This is a genomic window from Psychrobacter sp. W2-37-MNA-CIBAN-0211, from assembly GCF_040309405.1.
GTDB classification, from domain to species: Bacteria; Pseudomonadota; Gammaproteobacteria; order Pseudomonadales; family Moraxellaceae; genus Psychrobacter; species Psychrobacter glaciei.
Genome location: NZ_JBEOOU010000002.1, coordinates 114,846 through 129,058 on the forward strand (window position 1 = coordinate 114,846; position 14,213 = coordinate 129,058).

The following is a 14,213-nucleotide window of genomic DNA, read 5'->3' on the forward strand; positions in this document are numbered from 1 at the left end:
GATTGTCACTATATTGGTATGAGCACAGATTTAAAGCGTTTAACTATATTTCACCAAGGATCTCCTCATGGCAGCATCTAGCTCGTCGACTCGCACCGCTGGTCAGTCATATCGTCGTCAAGCACTGATTTGGTTGTTAGTGACCCTAGTGTTGGGCGTTGCTACGGCTTTGGTTTGGATGTTTAGTCAAACACCAGCGATGGGTGCCAAGATTGAAAATGCCCCGATATCAGCCCCGCAAACATTAAGTGCCGAACTTGAGCAGCCATTAGCCATTGAGTCGCTACATGAACTAGATACGGATGTACAGCCGATCAGTTTTGATGCGACGGTTCGTGATTTACGCAGTTATCCTGATGAATTTAAAGACAAGCGTTATCTGCTGGCTAATAAAGGAAAATGGACCGTGCAGGTGATGAATGTTGCGGAAAACGAAGTGATTGTCAGTTATTTAGAAGGCCGTGAAGACCGTGAGAAGTTTTCGTACTTTCGCTATCTTGATGATAATAGTCAGATCCGTTATATGCTGACTTATGGTTTGATGAGTAGTCCGCAAGAGGCTGTTGGTGCTGCCAAATTAATTGATTTTAGACTACCGGCCAATGTGCGTGTCTTGCCTGAAGAAATTAATCGCTATGTCAGTATCATCGACAATTATGAACGCCCTGATCCGGTCAAAGACTTGAGTGCTAGACGCACACAATCTGTTAATTTGCGTCCAACCAAACGTGAATTGCCGGTGCGTCAGACAACGCAAGCTAATGATAGTGTCAATGAAAAAGCTGTCAGCAATAATGCCAATCGTGGTGGTCAAGAAGTAACTAATAGTAGTAGTGAGGAAAGTATCCGCCAGTCAGTTGATACCTCTGCGACCTTGTCGGTCAATGAAGAACGTACTGTTGGTAATGAATCACAATCAATCTCTGAAGTACCGGCTAAAAACGAAAATGAGGCAAATAGGTCTAATCAGGACAATAAAACGCCTACGACATCAGGAACGGGTAATAGTCCTATAAAAAAACCACCAGTGGTAGTAGCGCCAAAACCACCAAATACGAATAGCAGTAATGGTGCAAGCAATAATTCGAACGCTACTGGTCGAGTCGCTAATACCAATCCTTCAAAAAATAATAGTGACAGCATGAAGGCGCTAATAGAAGATAAAAGCAACTGATCCTTATTGAGTGTTGATTTAATAATGAAACCCACTAACCGTCTTTGTTAGTGGGTTTTTTGATGTATTAGCACTCGTTTTGGCTGTTTTAAAGTGAGGCTTAGAGACAGCCATGCTTTATGCCTCTTCGCAGTTAAGTCTTAAATTTCTCTCTTTGTATTAAGTTTTCAATCTGGTTTTTCATTGTCCTATAACTAATAGTAATAAGTTGTCTTACAATTTATGGCTGATGAATCGATAGAAAAGACTAGATTTTTTGTTAAGCATTAACTAAGATGAGTATGGGCAACGCTCTGTATAGTTATCGTAAATAACGGTTTAACGAGCAGTCATTTAGTAACTTATTATTAGTGGTAAGATAGTTGCTTACTAAACGGTTGTCGCTTCAAGTGCGGCGATTGGCCCTCTATAGTAAGCTTATTACAAATCGCAAAATCCCTGCTAGTGTCACTTCGATTAGGGTTACTAAGGCGCTTGTATATAGAGTGTCTGATATTCAATATTAATAAAATGCCATATTGTCGCATGCTCAACTAGCCGCTTACTAAGCCACGCTAGTAGGATGTAACACCAAGCGTTAATGAAAGTGCTAATGAGTGGGTAACTGGTATACAGGGTGTTATTTTACTCGGTTGCCACGGGCGGTTACTGATGGTTTATTGGTGCATTTTATTATTACACGAGTGGTCTGTTATTAGATTATCAAATGATTGGTTGCCAAAGCACTGTGAGAGTTAGAGTTTCATCTTATTCTCACAGCATAACTGTCTACTGAGCATCGCACTATTTATTAATTCGCATATACGAATATTTACCTACCAGCCCGTTCTGCCTGCGGTCACCAGTTTATACTCCGCATTGGATATATAAGCTGCCCGTTTACTCAAAAGGACAAGCTATGTCAATGATCTCTTCCCATACGCATTTGGCCACGCCGGATGACTTTTCTGATAACTGCGGCTTTGGTTTGATTGCTCATATTGAGGGACAAGCCAGTCACGATTTGGTAAAAACGGCTATTCATAGCCTCAGCTGTATGACGCACCGTGGTGGTGTTGCTGCTGACGGTAAGACAGGCGATGGTTGTGGTTTGCTATTGGCGACACCCACGGCTTTCTTCAAAGACATTGCCCGCGAGCAACAGTTAGTAATCACAGATAATTTCGCTGTGGGTATGGTGTTTGTTAATCTCGACGAGTCCAAGGCCCAGTACAGTCAGCAGGTACTTGCTGATGCAATTATTGCTGAAGGTTTAGAGATTGCTGGCTGGCGCGACGTGCCACTTGATCTAAGTATTGTCGGTGAGATTGGTCGTGAGACCTTGCCAGGCTTTAAGCAAGTATTTGTCAATGCACCTGACACTTTAGATGCGGAAGATTTTAACCGTAAGCTGTTTGTAGCCCGCAAAAAAGCAGAGCAGCGTTTGGTGGATGACGAGCTGTTTTATGTGTGCTCGCTGAACTGTCAAACGATTATTTACAAAGGCTTGGTAATGCCTTCCGATCTTCCAGCGTTTTTCTTGGATTTACAAGATGAGCGTTTGGCCTCGCATATCGTGGTGTTCCACCAGCGTTTTTCAACTAATACATTGCCGCGCTGGCCATTGGCACAGCCATTCCGTTATCTTGCCCACAATGGTGAACTGAATACCATCACGGGTAATCGTAACTGGTCTAAAGCACGTACGCCAAAATTAAAATCAGACAAACTGCCTAACTTAAATGAACTGACGCCATTAGTGAATAGCACAGGTTCGGACTCATCAAGCCTAGATAATATGCTTGAAGTACTGATGTCTGGTGGTATGAACTTGTTCCATGCAATGTCGATTCTGGTACCACCTGCGTGGCAGAATGTTGATAGCATGGATATGGATTTGCGCGCGTTTTATGAATTTTACTCGCAGCATATGGAAGCGTGGGATGGTCCAGCAGGTCTTGTGATTCAAGATGGACGCTATGCGGTCTGTATGCTCGATAGAAACGGCCTGCGTCCTTCACGTTGGGTGACCACCAAGAACGGCTATATTACCGTTGCGTCAGAGGTTGGCGTTTGGGATTACTCGCCACAAGATGTATTGGCAAAAGGTCGAGTCGGACCTGGTCAAATGCTAGTCATTGATACGTTGACTGGTCAAGTCTTAGATACGACTGCCATTGCAACTTTACTAAAAACGGCTCATCCGTACCGCAAGTGGCTACGTGAAGAAGCGACACGCGTCCGTGATGATGAGCGCTTAGAAGAAACCTTGGCAGCGCAAGCTTGCCGTGGTGATAAGCTAAAAGCTTTGCAGAAAATGTATCACATCACTAATGAAGAGCGTACAGAAATCATTCGTCCGAACGCTGAAAATGGTCAAGAGCCAGTTGGTTCGATGGGTGATGATACACCAATGGCGGTTCTGTCGCAGCAAATTCGCCATGTCGGTGACTTCTTCCGTCAGCAGTTCGCTCAAGTAACCAATCCACCAATCGATCCACTACGTGAATCCATTGTGATGTCGCTACAGACATGCTTAGGTGCGGAAACCAACGTATTTGCGCCATCAGCTAGAGACGCACACCGTATTATTTTATCGTCACCAGTCTTGTCAGCCAGCAAGATGCAGCAACTTGAAACTTTAGATGATGCGGCGTTCAAGATGGCGCGTATTGATCTGAACTATGACCGTACTGTAGAGCTGTCTGATGCTATCGTGGCTATTTGTGAGCAAGTAGCGACTAGCATCCGTGCTGGTAATACGCTGATCGTTTTATCTGACAAAGATATCGATGCAGAAAAAGTGCCAGCCAATGCCATTATGGTTACTGGTGCCGTACATCACTATTTAATTGGCCAAGGTATTCGTACTGATGCCAACTTGGTGATTGAGACAGGTCTGGCTCGTGACTCGCATCAAATAGCGGTATTGATTGGTTTTGGCGCGACCTGTGTTTATCCGTACTTAGCTTATGACGTCATCGATGATTTGGTTGCCACTGGTGAGCTGCTTGGTGATCCGATTCAAGCGCGGGTTAATTTCCGCAAAGGCTTGGATAAGGGACTGCTAAAAATCTTATCAAAAATGGGTATTTCTACCATTGTTTCTTATCGCGGTGCGCAGTTGTTTGAAGCAGTCGGCCTCTCAGAAGAAGTTGTCAATTTATGCTTTAAAGGTGTGCAAAGTCGTATCAAAGGGGCTACTTTCGCAGACTTAGCTGCCGATCAAGCGCAGCTAGCAGCGAATGCCTTTAAACGTCGCGCGCCACTGGATCAAGGTGGTCTGCTGAAATTCGTCTTTAATAAAGAATACCATGCCTTTAATCCTGACGTGATTAACAGCCTACATACCGCTGTACGCACGGGCGATTATGACAATTATCGTAATTATGCTGATTTGGTGAATAGCCGTCCGGTCGCCACTTTGCGTGACTTATTGCAGTTGAAGACGGACAATCCGATCGATGTCAATGACGTCGAAGATATCTCCAAAATTTTGACTCGCTTTGACTCGGCTGGTATGTCGTTAGGCGCGCTGTCTCCTGAAGCGCATGAAGCGATCGCTATGGCAATGAATACCATTGGTGGTCGTTCAAACTCTGGTGAAGGCGGGGAAGACCCAGTACGTTATGGTACCTTGCGCAACTCAAAAATCAAGCAAGTTGCTTCTGGTCGTTTTGGCGTGACTCCAGCATACCTACGCTCAGCAGAAGTCATGCAAATTAAAGTCGCGCAGGGTGCTAAGCCGGGTGAGGGTGGTCAGCTGCCGGGTGGTAAGGTCAATGCCTTAATTGCACGTTTGCGTTATTCAGTGCCGGGGGTGACGTTGATTTCACCGCCGCCACATCATGATATTTATTCTATTGAAGATTTGGCGCAGCTGATTTTTGATTTAAAGCAAGTCAATCCAGATGCTTTGGTTTCGGTCAAATTAGTCTCACGTCCGGGCGTTGGTACCATCGCTACTGGCGTGGCAAAAGCCTATGCCGACTTGATTACTATCTCAGGTTATGATGGTGGTACTGCAGCCTCTCCGCTGTCATCTATCCATCATGCTGGCTCGCCGTGGGAGTTGGGTCTTGCTGAGACGCATCAGTCGTTGCGAGTCAATGGTCTTCGAGACAAAGTACGTATCCAAACGGATGGTGGTCTAAAAACTGGTCTAGATGTGGTCAAAGCCGCTATTCTTGGTGCTGAAAGCTTTGGTTTTGGTACGACGCCGATGATCGCTGTTGGTTGTAAGTATTTGCGTATTTGCCATTTAAATAACTGCCCGACTGGTGTTGCCACGCAAAAAGCCCAACTGCGTGATGAGCATTTCATTGGCGAAGCGGAAATGTTGATTAACTTCTTTAAGTTTGTCGCTACGGAGACACGAGAATGGTTAGCAGCATTGGGCGTGCGTAGTATGGAAGAGCTGGTTGGACGTACAGACCTGCTTGACGTGCTAGAAGGCAATACTGATAAGCAGCGTCATCTCGATTTATCACCGCTATTATTTAGCCATCCGGCCAGTAGTGGCAAAGCGCAGACCTGTCAAGTAGAGCGTAATGAGCCATTTGATAAAGGCTTACTTGCAGAGCAAATGATTAGTGATATGCTGCTCAATATTCGTCAAGGTAATGGCGGCGATTATAGCTATTTTGTTGGTAACTGTGACCGATCTATCGGTGCTCGTATTTCTGGCGAGATTGCACAAGTATGGGGCAACCTTGGCATGAGTGATATGCCGATAAAACTTCGTTTGACTGGTACAGCAGGGCAGAGCTTGGGTGTTTGGAATGCTGGCGGCTTGAATATTGAGCTTGAAGGCGATGCCAATGACTATGTTGGAAAAGGCATGGCAGGTGGTGAGATTGTCATTTACCCACCAAAAGACTCAAACTTCATCGCCCAAGAAACAGCCATTATCGGTAATACCTGCCTATATGGTGCAACTGGTGGCAAACTATATGCTGCTGGTACCGCAGGTGAGCGTTTTGGGGTTCGTAACTCTGGTGCGCATGCAGTCATCGAAAGCACTGGTGATCATTGTTGTGAATATATGACGGGTGGCATAATGACCATTCTTGGTCGTACTGGTCTCAACTTCGGTGCCGGTATGACGGGTGGCTTTGCTTATGTGCTCGACATGGAAGGGGATTTTTTTGATCGCTGTAATCATGAGTTGATTGATTTAAACCGTATCTCAAGTGAGCAGACGGAAGGTCATCGCATTCATTTACAACAAGTGATTGAGACCCATGTAGAGAAAACTGGTAGCGCGTGGGGTCAGACTATTTTGGCTGACTTTGAGCATTATGTTCGTAAGTTTTACTTGGTGAAGCCAAAAGCGGCAAACATTGCGAGTCTCCTTAAAACCACAATGGCTGACCCACAATAGCTTGTATTAAGTTGATTCAATCAATTAATTTAATCAGAGTCGCCAGCGTTCCGTTTTAAGACACGTTTTAACTCACAGGTTTCGAGTAGGCAAGTGGCAGCAACGACATAGAGGTCCTAAGTCCTGATGTATTAAGCATCGTTGCTTGCCACCACCCATCATAGAAGAGCCTTATATTAAAGAGATAACACCATGGCAAAACGCTTAGAAAATAGCTTTCAGTTTTTAGATGTACCTCGGCTTGAGCCGACCAAAAAAGACATCGCGACGCGCTCAACAGAGTTTGTCGAGATTTACAAACCGTTTGAGAATGAATCAGTGGCGCAGCAGTCGCATCGCTGTCTTGAGTGTGGTAACCCGTACTGTGAGTGGAAATGTCCAGTACACAACTACATTCCAAATTGGCTCAAACTGGCGACAGAAGGTCAAATATTTCAAGCAGCAGAATTGTGCCACCGTACCAATACCTTGCCTGAAGTATGCGGACGAGTTTGTCCACAAGACCGTCTGTGCGAAGGTGCTTGCACGTTGAACGACGGCTTTGGTGCAGTGACGATTGGTAACGTCGAAAAATATATCAACGACACTGCTTTTGCACTCGGTTGGCGTCCAGATATGTCTGAAGTGGTATGGACGGACAAAAAAGTCGCGGTTATCGGCGCAGGACCAGCAGGTCTTGGCTGCGCAGATATCTTGGTCAGAAATGGCGTAAAACCTGTCATCTTTGATAAACGTCCTGAAATCGGAGGCTTACTGACTTTTGGTATTCCTGAGTTCAAAATGGAAAAAGACGTCATGCGCAATCGCCGTGTGATTTTTGAAGACATGGGTATGGAATTCCGCCTAGAAACAGAAATTGGCACAGATGTCACTATCGATGAGCTATTGGCTGAATATGATGCAGTCTTTATGGGTATGGGTACGTACACCTATATGCGCGGCGGCTTTGCTGGTGAAGAACTGACAGGCGTTTACGATGCGCTAGATTACTTAATCGCCAATGTGAACCGTTGTAATGACTGGGAAAAAGATGCCGAAGAGTATATCGACTTCAAAGGCAAGAGAGTGGTGGTATTAGGTGGCGGTGATACAGCGATGGACTGTAACCGTACCGGTATTCGTCAAGGTGCTGAGCAAGTGGTCTGTGCCTATCGCCGTGATGAAGAAAACATGCCTGGCTCACGCCGCGAAGTGGTCAATGCTCGTGAGGAAGGCGTTGAGTTTTTATTCAACCGTCAGCCTACTGAAATCATTGGCTTAAATGGCAAGGTCAATGGCGTAAAAGTAGTCACTACGCATCTAGGTGCGCCGGACAACCGTGGTCGTCAGCGTCCTGAGCCGATTCCTAACTCTGAAGAGATCATCCCATGTGATGCCGTCATTATGGCATTTGGTTTTAGACCAAGTCCTGCTGATTGGTTTGAGTCTCAGCAAGTGGCGATGGACAGCTCTGGTCGCGTATTGGCCGCAGAGAAACAAACCTTTAAGTTCCAAACCCAGAATCCTAAGATATTTGCTGGTGGCGATATGGTACGTGGCTCTGATCTAGTCGTGACGGCTATTTGGGAAGGCCGCGAAGCTGCGGAAGGCATCCTCGACTATTTGGAAGTTTAGTCAGATTTATTAAACTCAGCAATTTATAAGTAGCGTTTGAACATGAACGTCTTTTGTCTTTTGATAGGCAGAAGACGTTTTTTTTGATTAATGCTTTGTAAATAGAGAATCGACTGCTAGCATGTTTGTGAGTAACCTATATGATTTATCATTTATCTTGCTTATCAACTAAAACTCGCTTAACCACTAAAAAGAGTAGCCTTGCGTGAAACCAACCCTTTACCAGCGTGTTACTGCTCCATTTACTGAACCTTATGTTCGCTATCAACATGCCGATGTCTTGCATGCCATTCGCTTAGGAACGGCAGTAATATTGGCCCTATTGGTCAATACACTCACCAACCTCCCACATGGTGAATGGACAACCATTACGGTTTTTATCATTTTGGGATTATTACAGTATCAAGGCGCTATCTATACCAAGGCAAAAGAGCGCGTAATAGGAACTTTATTAGGTATTGGCACTGCGCTTGGGGTGTTGTGGTTCAATCAGAATGCGGGTGCGTGGCTATGGGTAGATTATGCACTCATCGGTCTCCTAAGCGGCATCATTGGCTACTTAGCCGTCAGGCAGCTTGGATATACAGGGCTGCTGACGGGTATTACCATGTTGATGATTGTCTCCGATTTAGGTAACAACAGCATCGGACAAGATGGCATCTACCGAGCTCTAAACATTTTACTGGGTACAGGCGTTTCGGTAGCAGTGACACTGATTTTGCCGCTCAAATCGACCTTGATGTGGCGGTTTTTATTGAGTAGTAACCTTGACGCTTGTAGTAGTCTCTACGCTGGCGTAGGCCATCACATTGATGCAACGGAGGGCGGAGTAGATGGGACAACAGAGGACTCTGTGCAAAAGTTAAAACCCGTAGCCTTTTCTATTGAGGAAGTGCCCGTTGATAGAGCATTGGTCACAGCGCTACAGAAGATCAATAAACGCTTGCTGGCTGTGCGTCCACATATCGCTGCAACAGCGAGCGAATCAGGGATCGAAAAAGAAACGTTGGAGACGATTCAACGTACTCATCGTAATATCATCGGCACGATTGATTTATTATTAAGTGCCGCGCCGCGCTTGGCGAATATTGAAATCGATGAAGAAAACCATGTCCTATTGATACATTATCAGCATGAGCTGACCCAAGCGATGCATCATATGGCCGCGGTGCTACGTAGCCCAAGCGATGAAGTATTTCGACCCATTACTCGTATTGCCGTCTCAGAGTACCCAAGCGTACAGCACTTGGCATTTGAGTGGCAGGGGTATTTTTGGTTGACACAAACTTTGCAGACCCAGCTGCAGCAGTTGAGCGACTTGTTGCAAACGACTAAGCCACACTGGTTTGCAGCATCTGGTCTGGGCTATCAGCGCCGTGAGCAGCGCAGGATAAAAGAGCATGGTGGTGAGACAGATTTGCATTTATAACACATAAAAAAACGCTGACCATTTAAGGTCAGCGTTTTTTATTTTTAAAAGACTGCTTTATTTTAAAGTACTAAATCAAAACTATTAACGACCAGTCTTTAGCTTATCCCAATACTGCTGATACACTTGCAACGCTTCATCACCGACATCTTCTTGAAATTCCGCTTTTGCCAGTACTTCTTTAGAAGGATAAATCGTTGGATTGTTTTGGACGCTCTCATCCATCAGCTCACGTGCTGCTATATTTGGCGACGCATAGCCAATCTCTTCACTCACGATTTTTGCATTTTCAGGACGCAATAAGTAATCAATAAATTTGTGTGCTGCATCAACTTGCTTAGCATTTTTTGGAATGACAAAGTTGTCCATCCATAAGATAGCACCTTCAGTTGGATACTTATAAACCAAGCTAGTTAAACCTTCGTCATTGGCCATGACTGCCTCGCCATTCCACGTCATACCAAGCGAAGTTTCACCTTCTATATAAGGCATACGTGTCGCATCTGAATTGAAGGTTTTGACGTTTGGCATCAACGTAGTGAGCTTATCGTAAGCGGCTTTGATTTCGTCAGGATTTCTACTATTGCCTGAGTAGCCTAGGGTCAGTAGTGCCATACCAAACACTTCGCGTACGTCGTTGGTGAGCATCACTTGACCTTTATACTTAGGGTCCCACAGGTCGTTCCAGCTATTGACGGTTTTAGGGTCGACACTGTCACCATTAATCGCTAGACCGGTGCTGCCCCACATATAAGGAATAGAGTATTTGTTTTCAGGATCGACTTTAGTATTGGTAAATGAAGTATCGAGGTTTTTAAAATTGCTCAATTTAGACTTATCCAGCTCTTGCAACAGTCCTTCTTTGGCCATTTTTTCGACATAATAAGTCGATGGAATTGCTAAATCATATTGGCTAGAATCATCCAGCAGTTTGAGTTTGGCGTACATCGCTTCGTTAGAGTCAAAGGTGGTGTAATTGACCGAGATGCCAGTCTCTTCTTCGAAACCATCTAAAATCTCTTGCGGCATATATTCTGACCAGTTATACAGATTGAGCGTCTCATTACTCGCCGCTGCGCTGCCATCCGCTGCATTTTCAGAGTTGCTACAACTGGCAAGCACTAAGCCGACAGCCGCCGCTAATAATGCTTTTGGCACTATGCGACCGATACGAGCCGAGGTATTAATGGTTGGATGGGACGATGATAAATGGGTCAAAATATCTCTCCTAAATAAAGATGATGCAAATCAAAAAAATTGATAAAAATGGCAAGACGATAAATGCCTAATGTCGCTAATAAAACTATTATGGTTATCACTTTGCACAATTTAAAGGGCTATTCTCAAGACTGTACTTAGTAATACTAATAAAGGTAGCGAGTCGTGCCAATCAAATGAGTAGTAAAGCTAACTTAAAGACAGCCAATGTTTGGTAGGGCTTTTAGAAAATCGCCAACAGTGAATCGAGAGAAGGCAGTATATAACCATGCTATGATTAACGCAGGCCAAAACGCGCTAAGCCCTTAATTCTCATAATACTAAATAACCATACCACAATAATAAAGGATGCAACATCATGACTCAAATTACCTCGACTCACAGCACCTCAGTGATTCCTGCACTGCTCACAGAAAAAGTCGCTATCGTTACGGGAGCCAGTCGTGGTCTTGGTGCACAGATTGCTCAGCAAATGGCAGCAGCAGGCGCAATCGTTTGTGTCAACTATCTCAATAGTGAAGAGGCAGCTAATAGAGTGGTTGCTGACATCATAGCGGCGGGTGGGCAAGCATTTGCATATCAAGCAGATGTCACCGAGCTTGAGCAAGTACAAGCAATGGCGGCTGAAGTCGTCAGCCGCCATGGTCGTATCGATGTATTGGTCAATAACGCCTTGCCAAATTATCAGTTTAATCCCAGTGCCGAGTACACCAGCATTGAGACCGTCAAATGGTCGCATTTCTCGCAGCAGATAGACGGTATCGTCAAAGGAGCGGTCAATACAGTACAGGCCGTATTGCCGCAGATGAAGGCACAGCAGATGGGTAAAATCATCAATATCTCAACCAACCTTGTTTATAATCCAGTAGTCACCTATTACGACTATACCACTGCTAAATCAGCATTGATTGGGCTGACACGCAATCTCGCTGCGGAGCTAGGGCAGTATGGCATTCGCGTAAACTTGCTGGCAGGTGGTTTGCTTAAGACCACCGATGCAAGCAGTCTAACCACCGAGGAAGTATTCGATTATATCGCGACCACCACACCGCTGCGTCAAGCGACTTCAGTGTCTGACTTTGCCAATTCTGTATTACTCATGGCATCAGATTTGAGTTCGGCTATCACTGGACAGTCGATCGCTGTCGATGGTGGTTTGACCATGCCTTAACAATGCCTTGAGTGGTTAGTGTCATTTGATTGAGTTTAGAAGAGAAATGAGATGAATAATCGTAAACGTACTGGGATTATTACGGCTGTGCTTGGTATCGTCGCTTTTATGGCACTGTTCAATGTTGGCTCACCGACCGCTATCATTGATTGGCCGGTTGAGACATATATGGGTTTGGCGTTTACGATTGGTTGGTTGAGCAATGTGCCCAATTGGTTGGCTTATGTATTGGCGGCTGTGGTGCTTATTTTGATTATTGTCGGATTTTATAAAATTGGTAGTTGGGTTTATGGATTGATAGTAAGAAGATAAATTTCACCAACTTTTCCCGTTAAAAGTTATCTTGCACCCACAGCTTATCGCCTATGAAAGGTTGTAGCGTGTGACAGTTATCGCACGCTACGGTCTATTTTTATAATGCTACATGCAATCGATCAAGCACCGCTTGTATGCCGTACTCTTCAATCGTACCAGTGACAAAGTCTGCACGCGCAATCAATTCTTGCTTTGCATCACCCATCGCTACCGCATAGCCGACCAAGTCAAACATCTCTAAATCATTCATTCCATCACCGAACGCCATACACTCACTGGCATCTACCGCATAATATTTGCACACATCTTTGATACCTCGTGCTTTAGACGCATCGGCTGGGAGTATGTCTGCACCAATCTGATGCCAGTGCACCAGTTTTAAATCATACTGCGCAAAATCGACGTCTTGCATTTTTTCTTGTTGATTATTAAAAAATACCGAGCACTGATAGACAGTGTTTGACTTGTAATACTCAGGGTCAACAATAGAATTGGGTGTGACAGCATTGAACTCGCGCAAACGGTCATTTTCACCTGACCATGCGATATGGGTTGCCGAGTCAAACTTATGAATCAAATCACTCTGCTGGCACAGGCGCACTATTTTATCTGTTTGCTCAGCGGACAACGGATAGTGGCTGATCCGGCCGCTTTTATCAAAGCTATACTGTCCATTCATACAAATAATGGCATCTAAGACATCAGCTTCGAGCAAGGCTAAAATATCTGCTGGCAATATCGCTTTGGAGCGTCCCGTTGAAATCACCAGCTTAATATCAGTACCTGCAAGCTGTTCAAGGGTCGCTTTGTTGTGTTCGGCAATGATGCCATTGCGGCTCAAAGTATCATCGATGTCAAAAAAGATGATTTTAGGTGTCGAGATTTTAGTGGTCATACTTTCTTTGGCAATCTTATCTTCGATAAACATGATGATCCTATTATTTTTAGTCGTTTCAATACCAATGATTTAGATACTACTACAACACACCCAAAGAGATAAATAACTATCGAGTAACCTGTGATGCTGCAAATTTGGCTACTGATGCAGTATTTGCTTTGCTGGTGGTGCGATCGATTAATACTAATTCGAAGGATTAACAAAAATCCTAAACGATATGATTAACTTAACAGTGTTGATTTATTATAAGGTTATATTTAATTATTAAAATTAATTTATAAGATGAGATGGACTGTTTTCATTAGTGCATCAGCTACCTAAAGGAACAAGTATGAAATTCTTTACCTTAAAATCGGTTACTGCTTTGGCAACATTGGCACTATCTGCCAATGCTTTTGCGATGGATGTTAAGTTTAGTGATGCCGCTTGGGATGGTAAAAAAATACCTGAAGGGCAGCAGTGTTTAAACTATGATGGCAAAAGTCCAGCCACGCCAAACATGACCATCTCAAACATTCCGGCAGGCGCAGAGAGCTTGGTTTTCGTTTACAACGATGTGAGCAATAAACGTATGCAAAATGGTGGACATGGCATTGTGGAGTTTGCTCTACCAGAAGGTGCTACGAGCATAGAAGTACCACGAGTATTTGGTCATACTTATGAGGTGCCAGTAGGGATTGAGATGGTCGCAGAATACCGTAGCCGTAAAGGCGAGGTGGGCGGTGCATATAAACCGCCTTGCTCAGGTGGCAAAAACCATCTGTATACGGTAGATGTGCAGGCATGGCAAGGCGATAGTGTACTTGCTGAGACAACGGTTGAGATGGGTCGCTATTGATGCTTTACGTTACAAGATAGTTTCTATTTTAGGCTTAAATTGCGGTTGATAGGCTAATATAGATTAGACTTTTGAACGATTAGAATAATGCTATTACACTGATTTTGACAACTTTTGTAGTACTATTTTACTGTGATAAATGCTGCGTACTATCCCGTTAAAATTTTTATGCTATAACGCTAAAAATCATAATA

General features: G+C 44.4%; 9 protein-coding genes. 7 read left to right on the plus strand and 2 right to left on the minus strand.

Annotation, left to right across the window (positions count from 1 at the left end):
* Positions 1–67 precede the first annotated feature (67 nt).
* The 4 genes from AAEY72_RS03330 to AAEY72_RS03345 all read left to right on the plus strand — a co-directional run bounded on the left by AAEY72_RS03330 (position 68) and on the right by AAEY72_RS03345 (position 9,579).
* The gene (locus AAEY72_RS03330) at positions 68–1,174 is read left to right on the plus strand and encodes a hypothetical protein (protein WP_352309434.1); all 1,107 of its coding nucleotides are present in this window, start codon (positions 68–70) and stop codon (positions 1,172–1,174) included.
* Positions 1,175–2,072: 898 nt separating this feature from the next.
* Positions 2,073–6,536, plus strand: a complete 4,464-nt coding sequence (gene gltB, locus AAEY72_RS03335) for a glutamate synthase large subunit (protein ID WP_352309435.1) — start codon at positions 2,073–2,075, stop codon at positions 6,534–6,536.
* 192 nt (positions 6,537–6,728) lie between these two features.
* Entirely contained in the window at positions 6,729–8,150 is a 1,422-nt protein-coding gene (locus AAEY72_RS03340) for a glutamate synthase small subunit GltD family protein (RefSeq protein ID WP_352309436.1), read from the plus strand.
* Positions 8,151–8,355: 205 nt separating this feature from the next.
* Positions 8,356–9,579, plus strand: coding sequence for an FUSC family protein (locus AAEY72_RS03345; protein ID WP_352309437.1), 1,224 nt, complete (start codon positions 8,356–8,358; stop codon positions 9,577–9,579).
* A gap of 84 nt (positions 9,580–9,663) precedes the next feature.
* On the opposite strand, the gene AAEY72_RS03350 is transcribed toward AAEY72_RS03345, so the two are convergent.
* Entirely contained in the window at positions 9,664–10,797 is a 1,134-nt protein-coding gene (locus AAEY72_RS03350; RefSeq protein WP_352309438.1) for an ABC transporter substrate-binding protein, read from the minus strand.
* A 358-nt stretch (positions 10,798–11,155) separates the two neighbouring features.
* Between AAEY72_RS03350 and AAEY72_RS03355 the strand changes: the two genes are divergently transcribed.
* Both AAEY72_RS03355 and AAEY72_RS03360 read left to right on the plus strand, forming a co-directional pair.
* Positions 11,156–11,968, plus strand: a complete 813-nt coding sequence (locus tag AAEY72_RS03355) for a 3-oxoacyl-ACP reductase (RefSeq protein ID WP_352309439.1) — start codon at positions 11,156–11,158, stop codon at positions 11,966–11,968.
* 51 nt (positions 11,969–12,019) lie between these two features.
* The gene (locus AAEY72_RS03360; protein WP_352309440.1) at positions 12,020–12,280 is read left to right on the plus strand and encodes a hypothetical protein; all 261 of its coding nucleotides are present in this window, start codon (positions 12,020–12,022) and stop codon (positions 12,278–12,280) included.
* Positions 12,281–12,380: 100 nt separating this feature from the next.
* Here the strand turns inward: AAEY72_RS03360 and AAEY72_RS03365 are convergent, their stop codons facing one another.
* The gene (locus AAEY72_RS03365) at positions 12,381–13,211 is read right to left on the minus strand and encodes an HAD family hydrolase (protein ID WP_352309441.1); all 831 of its coding nucleotides are present in this window, start codon (positions 13,209–13,211) and stop codon (positions 12,381–12,383) included.
* 301 nt (positions 13,212–13,512) lie between these two features.
* Between AAEY72_RS03365 and AAEY72_RS03370 the strand changes: the two genes are divergently transcribed.
* Positions 13,513–14,019, plus strand: coding sequence for a hypothetical protein (locus AAEY72_RS03370; protein ID WP_189585736.1), 507 nt, complete (start codon positions 13,513–13,515; stop codon positions 14,017–14,019).
* The last annotated feature ends 194 nt before the right edge of the window (positions 14,020–14,213 follow it).

Coding starts and splice junctions, on each gene's coding strand:
- AAEY72_RS03365 (WP_352309441.1), bottom strand. CDS start 13,211: ATGTTTATCGAAGATAAGATTGCCAAAGAAAGTATGACCACTAAAATC.
- AAEY72_RS03360 (WP_352309440.1), top strand. CDS start 12,020: ATGAATAATCGTAAACGTACTGGGATTATTACGGCTGTGCTTGGTATC.
- gltB (WP_352309435.1), top strand. CDS start 2,073: ATGTCAATGATCTCTTCCCATACGCATTTGGCCACGCCGGATGACTTT.
- AAEY72_RS03330 (WP_352309434.1), top strand. CDS start 68: ATGGCAGCATCTAGCTCGTCGACTCGCACCGCTGGTCAGTCATATCGT.
- AAEY72_RS03340 (WP_352309436.1), top strand. CDS start 6,729: ATGGCAAAACGCTTAGAAAATAGCTTTCAGTTTTTAGATGTACCTCGG.
- AAEY72_RS03355 (WP_352309439.1), top strand. CDS start 11,156: ATGACTCAAATTACCTCGACTCACAGCACCTCAGTGATTCCTGCACTG.
- AAEY72_RS03370 (WP_189585736.1), top strand. CDS start 13,513: ATGAAATTCTTTACCTTAAAATCGGTTACTGCTTTGGCAACATTGGCA.